This window comes from Paenibacillus filicis (assembly GCF_038070315.1).
GTDB lineage: Bacteria > Bacillota > Bacilli > Paenibacillales > NBRC-103111 > Paenibacillus_G > Paenibacillus_G filicis.
In genome coordinates this window covers 501,919-519,831 of the sequence record NZ_JBBPCC010000002.1, presented here as the reverse complement: position 1 = coordinate 519,831, position 17,913 = coordinate 501,919, and the positions used below count along the sequence as shown (strand labels likewise).

The following is a 17,913-nucleotide window of genomic DNA, read 5'->3' as shown; positions in this document are numbered from 1 at the left end:
ATAATAGCCGTAGGCTTGAGAGAAGGTTAGGAGGTCCAACCCATGAACTACAAACGAATCAGTCTGATCGTACTTGACAGCGTAGGCATCGGAGAGCTTCCGGACGCCCCGCGCTTCGGCGATGCCGGAGCACATACGCTGGGACATATTGCGGAGCGTGTACCCGCACTCCATCTGCCGCATCTGCAGCAGCTGGGCCTGGGCAATATTGCCCAGCTTACCGGGATTGCTCCGGCGGATAAGCCTGAGGGCTACTTCGGCAAGATGGCCGAGGTGTCGGTAGGCAAGGATACGATGACCGGCCATTGGGAGATCATGGGCCTGAAGGTCGACATTCCGTTCAACGTATTTCCCGATGGCTTCCCGCCTGAGCTAATCGAGCGCTTCGAGCAAGAGACTGGCCGCAAGGTTATCGGCAATAAGCCGGCCTCCGGCACGGAAATTCTCGATGAGCTGGGCGAGGAGCAGATGAAGACCGGTGCTTGGATCGTATACACATCGGCCGACAGCGTGTTCCAGCTAGCTGCTCATGAAGAGATCATTCCGCTGGACGAGCTGTATCGTGCGTGTGAAATCGCCCGTCGGCTGACGCTGGAGGATCCGTATGCCGTCGGCCGTGTCATTGCCCGTCCTTATGTGGGACAGCCGGGAGCATTCAAGCGGACCCCAAACCGCCACGATTATGCGGTGAAACCGCCGGCTGAGACGGTGATGAACAAGCTGAAGAACACTGGCCTCGACAGCATCGCGATCGGCAAGATCAACGATATTTTTGACGGAGAGGGCGTCACCCATAGTACGCCGACCAAGAGCAATCTGGATGGCATCGAGCGCACGATTGAGGCGCTGAAGCAGCCTTTCAAGGGCATGGTGTTCACCAACCTGGTCGATTTCGATTCCTTATACGGGCATCGCCGCGATCCGGCTGGTTACGCATCTGCGTTGAACGAGTTCGACGAATGGCTCCCCCGGATCATGGCCGAGATCGGCGACGACGATCTGCTGATTCTGACGGCGGATCATGGTAATGACCCGATTCATCACGGCACGGATCATACCCGCGAATATGTGCCGCTGCTGGTGTATAGTCCGTCTTTGAAGCAGCCTGGCTCGCTCGGGATTCGCGGCACGTTCGCGGATATCGGGGCTACGGTGGCTGAGAATTTCGGCGTAGCATCTACGGGGAACGGACAGAGCTTTTTGGCGCAGCTGCGCTAAGGGATTAACGCTTTATAGTAGGAAGGGAGACGAGAACAGATGGAACAAGCATCCGTATTGGCAAACATTAAGAAAGCCGCAGCCTTTATCAAAGGGAAATACCCCGCAAAACCGGAAATCGCCTTGATCCTGGGCTCCGGTCTCGGTATTCTGGCCGATCTCGTGGAGAATGCGGTCACGATTCCTTATGAAGACATTCCGAACTTCCCAGTGTCCACGGTAGAAGGACATGCAGGAGAGCTATTGCTCGGAACGGTCGGTGGCCGCCATGTGCTGCTGATGAAGGGCCGCTTCCATATATACGAGGGCTACGGTGTGGATACGGTATCGTTCCCGGTCCGCGTAATGAAAGAACTCGGTGTTGAGAAGCTGCTGGTGACCAATGCCGCAGGTGGCGTCAATACCGAGTATAAACCGGGCGATCTGATGGTCATCCGTGATCATATTAACTTCACGTTCCGTAACCCGCTGATCGGGCCTAACCTGAGCGAGCTGGGTGTTCGCTTCCCGGATATGTCCGAAGCGTACAGCCGTCGTTTGCGCGAGGTCGCGCACCGCGTGGCTGCAGAGCAGGGCTTGACCCTGCAGGAGGGTGTATATATCGGGCTGCTCGGTCCATCGTATGAGACACCAGCTGAAATCCGCATGGTACGTACCCTCGGCGCCGATGCTGTTGGTATGTCGACGGTATCCGAGGTGCTGGTGGCGCGTCATGCCGGTATCGAGGTGCTGGGCTTCTCCTGCATCAGCAATATGGCGGCAGGCATCCTGGATCAACCGCTCTCGCATGAAGAAGTCATGGAAACCACGGATCGGGTCAAACAGACCTTCTTGAAGCTGATCCTCGGCATTATTCCTCAGATGTAATCTGGAGGAAATCCACAGATCATTAGATTGAGAAGGGAGCTACATAGATGAGCCTGGAACTTAATTACGTTCAACATATTCAAGAAGCCGCTCAATGGATTAGTGACCAGATCGGCCGGCGCCCGCTGCAAATCGGGCTGGTGCTTGGTTCGGGACTGGGGGATTTGGCACATCAAGTCGAGAACCCGATTACGATCCCTTATGACCGGGTACCGCATTTCCCGGTATCGACGGTGGAAGGGCATGCCGGGCAATTCGTTATTGGCGAGCTGGAAGGCAAGTCTGTCATCGTGATGCAAGGGCGCTTTCATTATTACGAAGGCTATTCGATGAAAAAAGTCGTTTTCCCGATCTATGTGATGAAGCAGTTAGGCGTACAGGCGCTGGTCATCACGAACGCAGCGGGAGGCATGAACCGGAGCTTTGCCGCTGGCGATCTGATGCTGATCGAGGATCACCTCAACATGACGGGCGACAACCCGCTCATCGGTCTCCATCATCCGGAGCTGGGCGTTCGCTTCCCGGACATGTCGCAGGCCTATACGCGCAGCTACCGCGAGCTCGCCAAGTCCATCGCCGACCAGATGAGCGCAGAGCGCGGCGAATCCGTCCGCGTGCAGTCCGGCGTCTATGCCGGCATCACGGGGCCGAATTACTTGCCGCCAGCTGAGCTGACAATGCTCGCCAAGCTGGGCGGCGACGCCATCGGCATGTCCACCGTCGGCGAAGTGGTCGCCGCGAGCCACGCCGGTCTCAAGGTGCTCGGCATGTCGTGTATCACCGACATGGCGATCGGCGAGGAGCTCGAACCGCTGACGCATGAGCAGGTTGTAGCTGTTGCTAACCGCACCAAGCCGGTGTTTATCGAGCTGGTGAAGCGGTTCGTGGGGCAGGTTGAGGTGTAGAGTAAAGGCGTTGTAGCTAAAAATGGATCATCCATCACGACTACTTTCCAGGTTTATATAAACCGATGGGAAGTGGTCTTTTTGTTGTTAAAATTCGCAATTAAGGATTTTGGGGGAATATCAGAATGATTCTCAAACACAGTCCAAGGGAATCTTTAAAGTTCTAGGAGAGTTTCAAGAGCAGTGTGCCAAGCAGGAACTAATCAATGTTGAAGATGTAAATAATGTGAAATCATTCTTGAGTGCTGCGAAAATGAGCGAAATAATAATCTTACCAGCATAAATACTAAATTGCGCGTATTGCAAAGTTTTAAATTTCATTGCAAAGAGTGGGATGATTCAGGAGCAAAAACATTCTAAAAAGCACAAGAGCAGTGACTAGAATAATATCTCGAAAGATAAAATAAGTTTTAATGTAATTGGAAATGCATGGATGTTACAATTGGAGAGAAACTCGTTCAGGGAGGTTGTTTGAAATGGGTCGTATGGAGATAAAGACAATTTCAGAATACAATTATCGAAAAGGTCAAAAGAATGGGTACATCATCATCACTGACAAACCATTAAAGAGAGCAATCATTCATAGGACTACTTGCCCAAACCTAGAAGAAAGATATTTGAAGCAAAAGGTAATTGATAATAATAATAAATACGGCAACTATTTTTGGATCACAAATACCATTGAAGCAGATGAGTTACATGCTGAATGGTGTTTACATTGTAAGTAAAATAGCTGTTCGTATTATTGCGAAATATTGATAAAGTACAAAGGAGATTGGAAATATGGCTAACAAAGATAGATACGTTACAACATAGGCAGAAAAGAGATAAACTATTAGGTATCTCTGGTGATACGAATGTGAAACGGATAAAAATTTATATGCATGGTGGGATTAAGAGAGCAATTTTAATGAGAAATAGGTGATGTCATATGAAAATTTGCATTGACACAATAGAAAGAGAAGTTGATGAAGGATTCATTGTAAGATTTCATTCTATATATGGTAATGGTATTGCCGCTTATGTTGGAGAAAGGCCAATAGCGAATATGGAATACTTTGTGGAAATTGATGTTGAAGGTGTGGGCTTTTAAGATTGGGATAAAACTCTGGATTCTATAGAGAGATCAAGGAGCAAATCTGTGTGGGAAATCCTTTAGTAAATTTCGATACTACAAAGTCATTGCAGGAATTAGATGGTGGAGACTGGGGTAAACCTACATATACCTCGGATCTTGTTAAAAGAGTTCATCACCTTAGAATTGTACCTCTAAAGGATTTCACTAATGAAGACTTAAGATTAATGATTGGTCAAAATGTAGCCTAGAATTTCTTGTTCCCATTGCCCTTGAACGTTTAGTCGAAAATGAGTTTGTATCAGGGGAAAGGTATACAGGTGATTTGCTTTGTGCCATGTTAAACATAGGACAAGAGTTTTGGAAGGAAAAAGTTGATTTACATGGGGAGTTTAATTCGATCATTATTGGTGTAATTCATTGTCTTGAATTATTAAAACCATTGCTTGAACAGTACATTCCACCGAAAAGTGAGCAACCTAAATAAAATAGAAGTTCTAAGTTAGGCTACGCAAATTAATAGAATTCACAATGGGCTACAATTTAACTATGATTCTTGTGAAGACGCAGGCTGGCTGGCATTAATCACTTAAAGCTTTAGATCGTGATGATCTAATTAGAATAAAATTCAAGGAAATCCAATGGAATCATGATGGTGAAATTGTCACATACCATATAGCTAAAGAGCCTATTTGAAGTTAAATCAATGGTTCGTGAATAACATCATTCATTGCATTATATAGAATTAGTAATAATGATATATGATCCATTGGATAGTATCGGTCTAATTTCCAAGACACTATAACTCTGGAGGGGTTTTATGGTAAAATTTAGCGAAACTGTAGAAGCTCAAATTTGTAGGATTCATGCTGTTTCACTTATTGGTATTCAAGGGAAGAGCATGGATGAGGAAAAAGAGTTGTTCAGTCGGCTTAATGATAGAGTTGAAGAAATTGAGGCTAAAAAAAGTACCAATTGTCTATTAGTATCTGGAAGAGAGCCAACTCCTTTCGTAGCGGTGGAGGTGTCAGACACAGCAAATGTCCCAGAGGGAATGGTCGCTGTTACCATCCCTGAAGGAGAGTATGTAAAGTTTAAATTTAATAAAGAACATGTTGGTCTATTCTGGGCTAACGTATGTACTGATGAGAATCAGGCGAAGTATAAGCTTGACCTTTCTAAACCTAGATTTGAACTTTTTACTCCAGACATGCCTACAGATCTAATTGAGTGGTACCTCCCTGTCCGTTGAGTTGCTTAACTCTAAGTGTTCGAAACATCTGTCTATGAGATATAAATCCGAGGAAAGTGGTGAAGAATTCAAATGCATGTATTCAATATCTTAAATCGTATTTACCTCGAAGATGAAAGCTTGGATCGTGTAATTCCGTTTTACGAGCGTCTCATAGGTGAAAAATGCCGATTGCGGTTTACTCACTCTCAGTTAGGATTGGAGTTAGGACAAGTTGGAACTATTTTGCTAATTGCGGGGTCGAGAGAAAATCTTCAACCTGTTAGATCAACTCAGTTGACATTTTTGGTTGATTCCATCCATGATTTTAGAGATGCTCTCATTAAAGAGGGAGCACAAATTCTTAAAGAAGTGACTAAGGTTCCAACTGGCTTTAACATGGGCGTGAGACATCCAGATGGAACCATTGTTGAATACGTTGAATATATTCAGGTGAAGAACGCCGATAAACAGTAGTTTGATTAGAAAAATAGAGCCTATTTTGCAATTGGGAGCCTGATAGAAAGAGATATTTCCACCTTTTTCTCATAAAGGAAATTTTATATACTTTGCCTATTAAATATTCATCTCTTATGCTATATTTGATACGAAATGTATCAAATATTGTAGAAAGGAGTTGAAAACATGAAGCGTGTTGAATGAATTCAATTGGAGCACAACCTTCTCATGGAGCTTATTGGCGGATCATATGATTTTGCTGTCTGATTTTGATACCGGTGCTTATGATCAAGTGATTTGGTCGCTTATCCATGAAATGCGGATTTCACTCCTCTTTCCTTTTATTATGCTGGCGGTCATCCGTTACAATTGGAAATGGGTTGGGCTGGTTAGTCTTCTCGTCTCGGCACTTGTCTTAGTTCACTGGACCTGGTACAGTGTGACGCTGCACTACGTGTTCATGTTCGTAATCGGCGCGCTGCTGGCCAAGCACAGAGAATTCATCCTGCAACAATATGCCAAAACCTCCCGACTGACAAAGGGAGGATTTCTTGTAGCTGCTGTCCTGCTGTTCGGGTATTTTAAGCTTCCATCCTGGGTACTACCGTTTGGCAACCCGAGCTTAATCAAGTTTGCAACGGATTGGGGCAATTCATTGGGCGCGGCGATGCTGCTAATCGCGGCATTATCCGGCGGCTGGTTTTCTAAGCTTTTGCTGCTAAAACCTGTGCATTTCGTAGGAAAAGTATCGTACAGCATTTATTTGTATCATGTACTGGCTTTATTCGCATCGATCAACCTGCTGTACGGTGTTCTACCCCTTTGGCTGATTCTTGTTATTGCCTTTGTAGCTACGATAGGAGTTTCGACCTTATCGTATTACTGGATTGAGTTACCTTCGATCGCATGGGGGAAACAGATCGCTAGGAAGACACAGATATTTCTTGCCTCGAGAACGTCCCCACAAACCAAGGATGTATGATTTATACTACAGATGGATTCTCAAAACGTTAGCACGAGATTAATGCTATGTTCCAATTAAGGACTAACCTCATCATGTGAGACTATGTAAGCACCTTCATGAGAATGTGACCGTGACTATAATTTATATAAAATGTATCTATTAATTATATAACGGAGATGAAAGAATGAAGCGTTTCGAACAGTTGGACTCCATTAGAGGTGTTGCTTGCCTGATGGTCCTGCTTTATCATTTTCTACTATTATTTCCGCAGTTTGTCGAACCTATTATGAATGTGGATGGGTATTGGCTGATCAAGCTGATCCGCTACACGCCTTTGCGGGTGATTTGGGCCGGGTATGAGGCGGTCATGTTATTTTTTGTTTTGAGCGGCTTCGTTCTGGCACTGCCTTTTTTGACATCGAGACATACTCCGTATATTCCCTTCGCTATCAAACGCATTTTTCGAATTTATATCCCCTACATCGTAGCGATTTTAATAGCCATCACGTTAAGCTGGACAGCTAGAAGCGACATCAAGGAGTTAAGCAATTGGTTTAACGAATTCAATTGGAACACGCCTTTTTCGTGGAGCTTGCTCGGAGATCACCTGGTTTTGGTTGGAGAGTTTGACACCCACGCTTTTGTTCCTGTGGTCTGGTCCCTGGTTCATGAAATGAGGATCTCACTTATATTTCCATTCATCATGCTGGCGGTCATTCGCTTCAATTGGAAGTGGACAGTGCTCATCAGCTTCCTCTTGTCTTCGATCATCCTGGTGCATTGGTCCTGGTATAGCATAACCCTACATTACATGTTTATGTTTGTCATCGGTGCGTTGCTGGCCAAGCACCGAGAATTCCTGATCGAGCAGTTAAAGAAAACCTCACGGCGAACTCGTCTCATTTTCTTTGTAGCTGCGGTACTTCTCTTAGGTTTGAAAATTCCTGGCGGGATGCTTCCATTCGGCAATCCGAGTCTCATCAAATTCGTTAGCGAATGGGGCAACTCTATGGGGGCGGCCATGCTGGTGATTCTCGCTCTTTCGGGCGGCTGGTTCTCCAAGTTTTTGCTGCTCAAGCCTATTCATTTTATAGGAAAGTTATCTTACAGCATTTATTTGTATCATTTGATCGCCTTGGTTACCTTGATCAATCTGCTGTACGGCTTGTTGCCGTTCTGGTTGATGCTTGTTATTGCCTTTCTAGCTACAATTGGAGTTTCGGCCTTATCGTACTACTGGATCGAGCTGCCTTCCGTTGCTTGGGGAAAATATATGGCCAAGAAAGCGCAGGTATTTCTTAACCCCAGGACAGCCTCTTCACCGTCAAAAGATATATGAAGGATCATTAAAAATGACCATTCTAGGCAACTCAGGTTGCGTTTGAACGGTCATTTGTGTTTTACGGTTGTCCACTGTTACTTCGACTTCTTCGATCCTTGATCACCCGTACGGGTGGTTGTGTTCTGATTGCCATGGCCTTGCTGTTTGTTGGACATACGTGACACCTCCTTTGACTCGATATTCGTGCCGATAGGCAACAAGCCATAGTATACGTTGGTAGAGTGCGTTTATACGGGACGAATAAAAATGATTTTTTTAATGAAAAAGAAAAAAAGCATATATTCAGAAGTGAATAGGCCATGCTATAATTGGGTACAAGGAACTATTACCGGACTTTAGGTCTATGAATTTGAAGGGGCAACAAGAGTTCTCATCCCAGAAAGGTGTGGCTGACATGACCATGCTTAAAGTCGCCAATTGCCCGTCCTGCGGGAAAGTATATCAGAAGAACATCCGAAACCTATGCCATGACTGCCAGTTTGTTCTGGATTCAGATTACACGAGATGCGCCGATTTTCTGCGCCGATCTCATAAAGCAACCACGGCTGAGATGAGCGAGGCTACAGGGGTATCCCTTCGGCAGATTCATATCTTTATTAAGGAAAACAAGCTGCCGGTCACTTATTATCCAGGCTTGACCTACCCATGCAATAGCTGCGGCTCAGGCATTCGTCAGCATAACCTTTGCTTGAACTGCCGCATGCGCCTTGTCTCCGATATCCGGCATATGCGGGAGCAGGAGGAGAAGGTCAAGGAGCGGGGAGTGGGCTTCCAGATCCGGGACCGCGAGCGGATACGTTATTAGGCTTGTGGATAGAGCCAGTCCTTACAATTGAGGGGCTGGTTCTATTTTGTCGTTTACAGTGATTTATGCTAAAATGTTTTTGGTGCGAGGCAGCCGGAGAATTTTGGCGATTTTGTCACAAATCTTTCACGGGAATGCCTCAAATAGGCATGTGTAAAACGGCTAGTATTATGTACAATGAAGCTATGTGTCTAACGGTAAACAAGTAAGGGGGGAATATCTATGCAAAAGTGGATTATGTTTTCACTGTTCATCGTCGCCTGTCTCCTCGGTACGGGAGTGTTGTTCCAGAACATCTCGGCACGTCAAGCGGAAATGGCGAAAGAAAATTCGGCGGGCCCTACTTTGAAATTCGTAGCCTCGAACTTCAAGTTCGACCAAGCGGAATATAAAGTGAAAGCCGGAGAAAAATTGACCGTTTCCTTGCTGAACAAGGAAGGCTTGCACGCGATGGAAATCGTCGGAACAACGGTTAAGCTTGACAATAACACCAAATCGACGGAATTCACGTTCGACAAGCCGGGCGAGTATGAAGTCCATTGCACGCTGCCTTGCGGTCCAGGGCATGCGGAGATGAAAACAAAGCTGATCGTCGAGTAGTCAGCGCTTACTTTACCAAGGAAACGAGAAGGAGGTCTGCGCCTTGCGCCGGGCTTCCTTTTCTTTTTGCCCCTGCAGGCATATAATACTGGTGAGACGATACATAGAGAGGTTGAATGCCTATGCGTACAGTTGATCTTATACATAAAAAACGAAATGGTGGAGAGCTTTCCAACGAAGAAATCGGCTGGCTGATTGAGGGCTATGTGCAAGGCACGATCCCGGATTACCAGATCTCGGCCTGGGCGATGGCGATTTATTTCCAAGGCATGAGCGCCAGGGAAACGGCGGATTTGACGCTTGCGATGGCCGCTTCGGGCGATCAGGTCGATCTGAGCCCGATTCCGGGTATCAAGGTGGACAAGCACAGCACGGGAGGCGTAGGCGATACGACTACGCTCATTGTAGCACCCCTCGTCGCGGCAGCTGGCGTACCGGTAGCGAAGATGTCCGGGCGCGGTCTGGGCCACACAGGCGGAACGGTGGATAAGTTGGAAGCGATCCCAGGCTTTCAGGTTGAGCGGTCCACGGACCAATTTCTGCAGCAGGTGCGGGACATCGGAATCGCGGTGGTCGGCCAGTCCGGCAACCTGACACCGGCGGATAAGAAGCTGTACGGGCTGCGCGACGTGACGGCGACCGTCGATTCGATCCCTCTGATCGCTAGCTCGATCATGAGCAAGAAGATCGCTTCCGGTGCCGACCGGATCGTGCTGGACGTGAAGACGGGCAAGGGAGCCTTCATGAAGACGCTGGAAGACTCGGTTGCGCTTGCCCAGGCGATGGTAGCGATCGGGACGGAGGTCGGCCGCGAGACGGTGGCGGTCATCACGAACATGGACGAGCCGCTCGGCCCGTCGATCGGCAATGCGCTGGAGGTGCAGGAGGCGCTGGATACGCTGCGCGGCGAGGGACCGGCCGAGCTGACGCAGCTTTGTCTGGAGCTGGCGGCGCACATGGTGCTGCTCGGCGGCTTGGCTGCGACATACGAGCGTGCGCTGCAGCAGGTCACGGAGCTGCTGCACAGCGGTGCGGCACTGGCAAAGTTCAAGCAATTCATCGTCGCCCAGGAGGGAGACGGTGCTGTCGCAGACGAGCCGGGCCGGCTGCCTCAGGCGGCTTACCGGGTCGCTGTACCTGCTCCCCAGGACGGCTATATCGCGGCCATTGACGCGGAGTCGCTGGGCGTCACCGCGATGATGCTGGGTGCAGGCCGCGCGACCAAGGAGGATCAGATCGATCTGGCCGTCGGTCTGAAGTTGACCAAGCGGGTAGGCGATCGGGTCCGGGCAGGAGAGCCGCTGGCGGAGCTGTATACGAACCGCATCGATGCCGAAGAAACGGACCGGATCAAGGAACGTACAGTTTCTGCGTTCGGATTCTCCGAGCAGTTTGTAGAGCCGCTCAAGCTGATGTATGCCGTCGTTACCAAGGACGGGGTACAGTATTTATAACACAAAAAATCGCCCGAAGCGGAGAACTTGCCCCGCACGGGCGATTTTTTTTGACGCCATAACGAACCGAAACGCCGACTTCTTGGTCCTATTAACATCAGGAGGAGGTGAACCAAGCGTGAACGATGCAGAGTTGTTTCAAGCGTACCGCAAGGATGTGTACTATTTATGCTACTATCTGCTTCATCATGCAGCCGACGCCGAGGATGTATGCCAGGAGACCTTTATCCGGGCACTCCGGGCGGACCGTAGCGAGGTCAAGAGGCTCAAGCCCTGGCTGCTCCGTATCGCTGCGAATCTGTGCAGCAGTCATGGAGCGCGCCGGAAGACGGGAACGTGGAAGGAGTGGGCCTCCTTCCTGCTCCAACCCAGACAAAGTCACGAGTCTGCCGATGAATCCGTGCTGCGCAAGGAGGGCGAGCGGGATCTCGAACGATGGCTGAGCCGGCTGCCAGTCAAGCTGAGAAGCGTGTTGACGCTTAGGTATGTCAATGAGCTGTCGCTGCCGGAAATTGCAGAATGTCTGGATATTCCGCTTGGCACGGTCAAGTCAAGAATGAACAAGGGAATGCAACTGCTGCGCAGGCAGCTGAACAACGACCAGCAAGAGCCATGGAAAGGGGAGAAATGCCTTGAATAGTCAACAAGATCAATACCTGCGGGAACTGGCTCGCAAGGAGCGTCCGGAGCTCCCGGACTTCGATGCGATGTGGCAGCGAATACAGACGAACCTGGAGACACCGGAGAAGTTTCCTCGAAGCCAACGTGATCGGGAGGCCCGGAGCGGCCTGCGCCGCCGTACGACCCGCCTGCTGCCTGCTGCTGCGGCGATCTCGACATTGCTCGTCGCGGCTCCCGTGGTGGCCGGCATGACCTTGGGCTGGCCGGAGCTGATGGGACGGCTGGGCGTATCCACCGCATTCAACAACGGTTTCGGCAACCCGCTCGATATCACAGTCGGCTCAGAGGGTGTCGATGTGACCCTGCACGGAGTCGTGACGGACGCCAAGCGGCTGGATATCCTCTTCTCGGCCGTGGTGCCGGATATGCCAAGTTATGATTATGTGAAGTTCACCAAGGCCTCCTTGACCGACGGCAAAGGAAAGTCCGATGAACTAGTCAATCTCATTCCCACCAACGCATCCGGCGGCAAGCTTACCGGTCTGTTGGAAACGGACAATGGCTTGTCCTGGGGACGCAATAAGCTAAGCTTGACGCTGGAGGGGCTGACCTTTTTCAAATATACGGATACTCCGCTTCCTGCGCCTACGGCTCAGCTTCAAGCCGGCCAGATCATACCGACCGGGACGGATTACGGCGCTCTCTCGATCGTATCGGTCGAGCGCAACGGAGAAACGGTCAGCATCCGGTATGAAGTTCCCGTCAGCTCCGCTGAGGCTAGCCATGCTCATCCGCATCTGTTCCTGACATGGGGCGACAAGCGCATCTCCTCGGATTATGCGGCCGTCTTGCCCACGGACAAAGAGAACATTCAGCTCAGCCAAGCTAACTTTAAGCTGACAGCGAGGGAATGGGAGCAGGCATCGCTTCATTTCTCATATCTGGAGAAGATCCGGACCATCGGCGGCCATTGGTCGGCATCCTTCGACGTCGATGATTCGAAAGCAAGAATGGCGATCTACCGCCAGAAGCTGGAGGTGCCCGAAGCAGCCAATGATTCTTCCATGAAGTTTAAAGAGCTGAGCATTACGCCTCTCCAGATTAGAATTGATTATGACGATGTTCGTATGCTGCCCCATGACGCACAGTATGACTATGAGACTTACCAGCTGCAGGTTGGCGAGCGGGTGATTTCCGGCGGACGCTGGCATGACGACAAAACGCGTTGGTTCCTCCGCTTCGAATCGCCGGAGTGGTACAAGGACTGGTCGGGTGTACCGATGAAGCTGCTGCTGTCGGATCTCATTATCCGCAAGCGTTCCACAGACCAGTGGCAGCCACTGCAGCAGGTAACGGAGCAGCGCCAATCCTTCGAAACGACGCTGGACGGGTTCCAGGTAATCTTCCGCTACTACCGGCAGGGAGACGATCTGCTCGTGGAGTCGGAGTCCGCTGATGAACGATTTCTGGGCATCGGGCAGACCGCGATCAAGCAGGATGGCAAGTGGATTTACCCCGAGATGGACCCTATGCCTCCGGGAGGTAACGGCAGCAGCCGCCGGGTGAACAAGTATCCGGGCCTGCTGGCGAACAAGGGCAAGCTGGAGCTGAGTCCCGGCTTCTATAGCTACCGCGTACCGGGGCATACCCGGGAGATTTCAATCCATAACTAAATGTCCACGATGCAAACCGGGCCTTGACGCCCGGTTTTTTTGCGTCCGGACCGAATATTTACCTCCAAAAAGGTCAACAATGATTACCAGCACTCTCAATACTTTGCAATCCTTCAGGAGGGGTAGAACAGGTGAAAACCAGACCATGGTTCAAAATAGGGGTCAGCACGTTGCTGCTGCTCACGCTGGCGATGCCGACGGCATGGGCCGAGGAAAAGCCGGCTGCCGAGAAGCCGGCGGAGAATCAAGTGGACCTGGCGCCGGGCGCCACTTCCGCGGTCGTGATGGATGTCGATACAGGCACGATCATCGTCGATAAAAACAAGGACGCCAAGCTGCCGCCGGCGAGCATCACGAAGGTTATGACCATGCTATTGATCATGGAAGCGATCGATCAGGGTAAGCTGAAGATGGACGATAAAGTACGGACGAGCGAATACGCCGCTTCGATGGGCGGCTCGCAGATCTTCCTGGAGCCGGGCGAGGAGATGACCGTTCAGGATATGCTGAAAGGGATCGCGATGGCCTCCGGCAATGATGCTTCCGTCGCGATGGCGGAGAAGATCGGCGGAACGGAACAAGCCTTCGTCGCGATGATGAATGAACGGGCCAAGCAGCTCGGGATGAACAATACGCACTTTGTCAACCCGAACGGGCTTCCGGCGGACAATCATTATTCCTCGGCCTTCGATATCGCATTGATGAGCCAGGAGCTTCTGAAGCACGAGGAGATCACACAATTCACCGGACAGTACCAGGACTATCTCCGCAAGGACACGGCCAAGCCGTTCTGGCTTGTGAATACGAACAAGCTGGTGCGCTTCTATCAAGGCGCGGACGGCCTGAAGACCGGGTATACGAGCGAGGCAAAATTTTGCCTGACCGCTACGGCCAAGCGTGAGAATCTGAGGGTTATTTCGGTCGTGATGGGCGAGCCGGATACGAAAACCCGGAATGCCGAGGTCACCAAGCTGTTCGATTACGCTTTCTCCCAATATACGAATCTGCCGATCTACAAACCAGGCGACGCCATCGGCGAGATGAAGGTCAGCAAGGGAGAAACGCCAGTCATTCCGCTAACAGCAAAGCATTCGTATTCCCTACTGCTGAAGAAGGGGGATGCAGCAGAAGGCATCCGCCATGAGGTACAGCTTAATCAGGGGCTGAAGGCACCTGTAGCGGTCGGACAGCCGATCGGCAAAATCGTCGTGTACAAGGGCGACCAGGTGGTTAAGGAATTCACGCTGGAATCTCCAGTAGAGGTCACCAAGGCCGGCTGGTGGACCCTGACCAAGCGTACGGCCAAGCGATTGTTTTTCTTCGACTAACCCTTAGCACGGACATCCCAGAATCCCCGCAGCAGGAATCATTCCGCTCCGCGGGGATTTTGTGCAGGCATATAAGCCGAGTCAAGGCTGCATAATCTGTCGCTTTACTTCTAGTTCTGACGCATTTCTTCTAGTTTTGTCGGGGGGGAAGGAAAAGCTTTCCTGCGTGTAGAAACAGTGAGCATGAACGGGAGGGAGTGAACAGCGTGAGCTTACAAATCGAGTTGGAGCATTACCGCAATGCGCTTATCGTCAGGCTGCAGGGAGAGCTGGACCATCATACGGCGGATGCCGTCAAGACCCGGATGGAGGAAGCGATTCTCCGGGGGCACAGCACCCATATCATTCTGAGCCTGAAGCAGCTCAGCTTCATGGACAGCTCGGGTCTCGGCGTAATTCTCGGCCGCTACAAGCAGATCACCGGCCGCGGAGGCAAAATGGTCGTGTGCGATGTGAATCCGTCCGTATACCGTCTGTTCGAGATGTCGGGACTGTTCAAGATTTTATCGATTCGGGACACGGAGAGACAAGCGATTCAAAGTCTGGAGGTCGTATCATGAGTGAACGCAATTTTATGAAGCTGCAATTCGCCAGCCGCTCTGAGAATGAATCGTTTGCACGTGTGACGGTTGCCGCCTTCGTCTCCCAGCTTGATCCGACGCTTGACGAGCTGACCGATATCAAGACGGTCGTGTCCGAAGCGGTGACCAATTCGATTATTCACGGCTATGACAATAATCCCGAAGGCATCGTGACGATATCCGCTGAGATCGAAGGGGATACGGTGTTTATTTCCGTGCAGGACCAGGGCGGGGGCATCGAGGATCTGGAGCTTGCCAAGCAGCCGTTATATACATCCAAGCCGGAGCTGGAACGCTCGGGCATGGGCTTTACCATTATGGAGAATTTCATGGATGAAGTCGAAGTGCACAGTGAGCTTGGAGCCGGAACGTCGATCCGAATGAAGAAGCGAATCGAGTCAAAAAAAGCGTTATTTAACTAGGGGTTGAACCTATGGATGTGGACTTGAAGCATGCCTCGCATAGCTATCTGGACGATACCGAGGTCAAACGGCTGATCGCGCTAAGCCAATCCGGCGATGCGCTGGCGCGTGAAACGCTTGTCAATTGCAATATCCGGCTCGTATGGTCTGTGGTCCAACGCTTCTTGAACCGCGGCTATGAGGCTGAGGATCTGTTCCAGATCGGCTGCATCGGCTTGTTGAAATCGGTTGATAAATTCGATCTGTCCTATGACGTGAAGTTTTCCACCTACGCGGTTCCGATGATTATCGGCGAAATTCAGCGCTTTCTGCGGGATGACGGCACGCTCAAGGTGAGCCGGTCGCTGAAGGAGCTGGCCAATAAAATCCGCAAAACGAAGGATGAGTTGTCCAAGCGCAACGGCCGATTGCCCACGATCAAGGAAGTTGCCGAGGAGCTCGGCATCACCCCTGAGGATGTCGTATTCGCCCAGGAGGCGAACAAGCCGCTGTCCTCCATCCATGAGACGGTTTTTGAGAATGACGGTGACCCCATTACGTTGATGGATCAGATTGCGGATGACGGTCAGGACAAATGGTTCGACAAGCTTGCGCTTAATGAGGCCATCGGTTCCTTAAACGAACGAGAAAGGCTGATCGTCTACCTGCGGTATTTCCGCGATCAGACGCAATCCGAGGTCGCGAGCCGGCTGGGCATCTCGCAGGTGCAGGTGTCACGGCTGGAGAAGAAAATTCTGCAGTCGATCAAGAATCAGATTGCCCAATAGCTTGTCCCCATGACGAAAAGGGAGCGGCCTCAGAGCCATTCCCTTTTTGTCGTTATGCGCCATATAAAATTATTATCTAGCACGCGATACATCGTCCCGGAACAACAGTCCGATGCAGTACAAGCCGGCGAGGCCTACAATCGTATACACAACCCGGCTCAGGACCGAGGATACACGGTGAACCTCTCCTCCAAACAGTGCCGTTACCAGATCCCATTGGAACAGTCCGACCAACAGCCAATTCAGTGCTCCGATAATCACGAGGGTCAAAGCGGTTTTTCTCATCTATTCGCACCTTCCTTGTGATAAAAGTATGTTGCTGGTTGCTTTCTGCTAATAACTTTCCAAGTTCGTCCACTTGTTATACATAAGGAGATACATCAAGTTTTTCCATAGGATGAGATGATTACAAGCTACTGTTCCCATTCATACTACCCTTATATGGCAGAAGGGAGGTCACCTGGACCTATGGAATCCCGTACATCCGCATCACGCGTCTATATCCGCTTGCGCCGGACACTCAGGATCAGCCCGCAAGAACCTATAAGGCTCGGGACGGTCGCTCAAATTTTGTCTCCGCCGGAGGTGGAACAAGAGCTTCAGCAGCTGGAGCTGTACCGTCCTAAGGAATATGACGGCAATCTGGTGCTGGTGGATATGATGCTGATTGTCCGCAAGGTACAGGAGAAGTTTCCCGGCTTGCAGCTTGAGCTATTCGGAGAGCCGCATACGCTGGTAGAAGTGCAGGGAACGGTCAGACAACCGAATATGGTGCTGATCGTGCTGGTGTGGCTCCTTCTGTTCGTAGGCTCGGGTCTGGCGATCATGAACTTTCATGCCGATGTCAGCATGGCTCAGGTTCACCGGCATATATACAAGCTGTTGACTGGGAGGGAGCAGGCCCATCCGCTGCTGCTGCAAATTCCGTATTCGCTGGGCATTGGCATCGGCATGATCGTGTTTTTCAACCATTTATTTCAGAAAAAATTCAACGAGGAACCAAGCCCGCTTGAGGTTGAAATGTATATGTATCAGCAGAATGTCAATCAGTTCGTGATAACGGACGAATATGCGAAGCTTCACCGGAGAGCGGCAGAGGCGGAAGCCCCGGAGAAAGAACCATGATGGAATGGATGAGTGCGATCGGACTTATCTTTATCGGCTTGGCCGGCGGGATTGCGGTAGGAAGCGGGATGGTAGCCTTCCTGGTCGTGCTGGACATTATCCCCCGGCTTGCGCAAATCACGCGTTCGTACGCCCAGATCCGGCTTTATGAAGGCGCGGTGATCATCGGTGCGCTGTTCTTCACGTTCACGGATTTCTTCGAATGGAGCTACCGTCTGGCTCCCATGTCGGCTGTCGTGTATGGACTGCTGGCCGGCTGCTTTGTCGGGATGCTGGCGGCGGCACTAACAGAGGTCATCAATGTGCTGCCGATCATTGCCAAGCGGATCGGGCTGGAATCCTATATGATCTGGCTATTGATGGCGATGATTTTCGGCAAAGTATTCGGATCCATCATCGACTGGCTCGGTATCTTGGGGTAATGGTGACAGCTCGGCTTGGTCGGTGTGAGGGACTGAAGTGAGTGCGGGATGACA

At 50.5% G+C, this 17,913-nt stretch carries 21 protein-coding genes and 1 pseudogene; 21 read left to right on the top strand and 1 reads right to left on the bottom strand.

What is annotated here, in order from left to right; translation table 11 throughout:
* Positions 1–42: 42 nt before the first annotated feature.
* The 19 genes and pseudogenes from deoB to sigF all read left to right on the top strand — a co-directional run bounded on the left by deoB (position 43) and on the right by sigF (position 16,312).
* On the top strand, positions 43–1,218 hold the full coding sequence (gene deoB / locus WMW72_RS06120) for a phosphopentomutase (RefSeq protein ID WP_341414529.1): 1,176 nt from the start codon (positions 43–45) through the stop codon (positions 1,216–1,218).
* 39 nt (positions 1,219–1,257) lie between these two features.
* Positions 1,258–2,085 carry a purine-nucleoside phosphorylase gene (locus tag WMW72_RS06115; RefSeq protein ID WP_341414528.1) on the top strand — a complete coding sequence of 276 codons (828 nt, stop codon included), beginning with the start codon at positions 1,258–1,260 and terminating at the stop codon, positions 2,083–2,085.
* Positions 2,086–2,138: 53 nt separating this feature from the next.
* Positions 2,139–2,990 carry a purine-nucleoside phosphorylase gene (locus tag WMW72_RS06110; RefSeq protein ID WP_341414597.1) on the top strand — a complete coding sequence of 284 codons (852 nt, stop codon included), beginning with the start codon at positions 2,139–2,141 and terminating at the stop codon, positions 2,988–2,990.
* 476 nt (positions 2,991–3,466) lie between these two features.
* Positions 3,467–3,718, top strand: a complete 252-nt coding sequence (locus tag WMW72_RS06105) for a hypothetical protein (RefSeq protein ID WP_341414527.1) — start codon at positions 3,467–3,469, stop codon at positions 3,716–3,718.
* A 203-nt stretch (positions 3,719–3,921) separates the two neighbouring features.
* Positions 3,922–4,083: a hypothetical protein gene (locus tag WMW72_RS06100; RefSeq protein WP_341414526.1), complete on the top strand. Its 162-nt coding sequence runs from the start codon at positions 3,922–3,924 to the stop codon at positions 4,081–4,083.
* Between the two features lie 50 nt (positions 4,084–4,133).
* A pseudogene (locus WMW72_RS35520) lies at positions 4,134–4,552 on the top strand (contact-dependent growth inhibition system immunity protein).
* Positions 4,553–4,885: 333 nt separating this feature from the next.
* Entirely contained in the window at positions 4,886–5,317 is a 432-nt protein-coding gene (locus WMW72_RS06090) for a GyrI-like domain-containing protein (protein WP_341414524.1), read from the top strand.
* A 72-nt stretch (positions 5,318–5,389) separates the two neighbouring features.
* A complete protein-coding gene (locus tag WMW72_RS06085) occupies positions 5,390–5,773 on the top strand; it encodes a VOC family protein (RefSeq protein WP_341414523.1) in 384 nt (127 codons plus the stop codon).
* A gap of 178 nt (positions 5,774–5,951) precedes the next feature.
* Positions 5,952–6,737, top strand: a complete 786-nt coding sequence (locus WMW72_RS06080; RefSeq protein ID WP_341414522.1) for an acyltransferase family protein — start codon at positions 5,952–5,954, stop codon at positions 6,735–6,737.
* 166 nt (positions 6,738–6,903) lie between these two features.
* The gene (locus WMW72_RS06075; RefSeq protein ID WP_341414521.1) at positions 6,904–8,058 is read left to right on the top strand and encodes an acyltransferase family protein; all 1,155 of its coding nucleotides are present in this window, start codon (positions 6,904–6,906) and stop codon (positions 8,056–8,058) included.
* Positions 8,059–8,455: 397 nt separating this feature from the next.
* A complete protein-coding gene (locus WMW72_RS06070) occupies positions 8,456–8,866 on the top strand; it encodes a flagellar protein (RefSeq protein WP_341414520.1) in 411 nt (136 codons plus the stop codon).
* A gap of 222 nt (positions 8,867–9,088) precedes the next feature.
* Positions 9,089–9,466 (top strand): cupredoxin domain-containing protein, encoded by a 378-nt coding sequence (locus WMW72_RS06065; RefSeq protein ID WP_341414519.1) that lies wholly within the window; start codon positions 9,089–9,091, stop codon positions 9,464–9,466.
* 122 nt (positions 9,467–9,588) lie between these two features.
* Positions 9,589–10,920 (top strand): pyrimidine-nucleoside phosphorylase, encoded by a 1,332-nt coding sequence (locus WMW72_RS06060; RefSeq protein WP_341414518.1) that lies wholly within the window; start codon positions 9,589–9,591, stop codon positions 10,918–10,920.
* Positions 10,921–11,038: 118 nt separating this feature from the next.
* Complete coding sequence (locus tag WMW72_RS06055; RefSeq protein ID WP_341414517.1) at positions 11,039–11,560, top strand: RNA polymerase sigma factor; 522 nt, start codon at positions 11,039–11,041, stop codon at positions 11,558–11,560.
* Entirely contained in the window at positions 11,553–13,214 is a 1,662-nt protein-coding gene (locus WMW72_RS06050) for a DUF4179 domain-containing protein (protein WP_341414516.1), read from the top strand. The genes WMW72_RS06055 and WMW72_RS06050 overlap by 8 nt, the downstream gene beginning before the upstream one ends.
* Positions 13,215–13,405: 191 nt before the next feature.
* Positions 13,406–14,542, top strand: a complete 1,137-nt coding sequence (locus WMW72_RS06045; protein ID WP_341414596.1) for a D-alanyl-D-alanine carboxypeptidase family protein — start codon at positions 13,406–13,408, stop codon at positions 14,540–14,542.
* A 206-nt stretch (positions 14,543–14,748) separates the two neighbouring features.
* The gene (gene spoIIAA, locus WMW72_RS06040; protein WP_341414515.1) at positions 14,749–15,102 is read left to right on the top strand and encodes an anti-sigma F factor antagonist; all 354 of its coding nucleotides are present in this window, start codon (positions 14,749–14,751) and stop codon (positions 15,100–15,102) included.
* Positions 15,099–15,545, top strand: a complete 447-nt coding sequence (gene spoIIAB, locus WMW72_RS06035) for an anti-sigma F factor (RefSeq protein WP_341414514.1) — start codon at positions 15,099–15,101, stop codon at positions 15,543–15,545. The genes spoIIAA and spoIIAB overlap by 4 nt, the downstream gene beginning before the upstream one ends.
* 11 nt (positions 15,546–15,556) lie before the next feature.
* Positions 15,557–16,312, top strand: a complete 756-nt coding sequence (gene sigF / locus WMW72_RS06030; protein WP_341414513.1) for an RNA polymerase sporulation sigma factor SigF — start codon at positions 15,557–15,559, stop codon at positions 16,310–16,312.
* Positions 16,313–16,384: 72 nt separating this feature from the next.
* On the opposite strand, the gene WMW72_RS06025 is transcribed toward sigF, so the two are convergent.
* Positions 16,385–16,597 carry a DUF378 domain-containing protein gene (locus tag WMW72_RS06025; RefSeq protein WP_341414512.1) on the bottom strand — a complete coding sequence of 71 codons (213 nt, stop codon included), beginning with the start codon at positions 16,595–16,597 and terminating at the stop codon, positions 16,385–16,387.
* Between the two features lie 183 nt (positions 16,598–16,780).
* On the opposite strand from WMW72_RS06025, the gene WMW72_RS06020 reads away from it, so the two are divergent.
* Positions 16,781–17,437 (top strand): stage V sporulation protein AA, encoded by a 657-nt coding sequence (locus tag WMW72_RS06020; protein ID WP_341414511.1) that lies wholly within the window; start codon positions 16,781–16,783, stop codon positions 17,435–17,437.
* The gene (locus WMW72_RS06015) at positions 17,437–17,859 is read left to right on the top strand and encodes a stage V sporulation protein AB (protein WP_423227519.1); all 423 of its coding nucleotides are present in this window, start codon (positions 17,437–17,439) and stop codon (positions 17,857–17,859) included. The genes WMW72_RS06020 and WMW72_RS06015 overlap by 1 nt, the downstream gene beginning before the upstream one ends.
* The last annotated feature ends 54 nt before the right edge of the window (positions 17,860–17,913 follow it).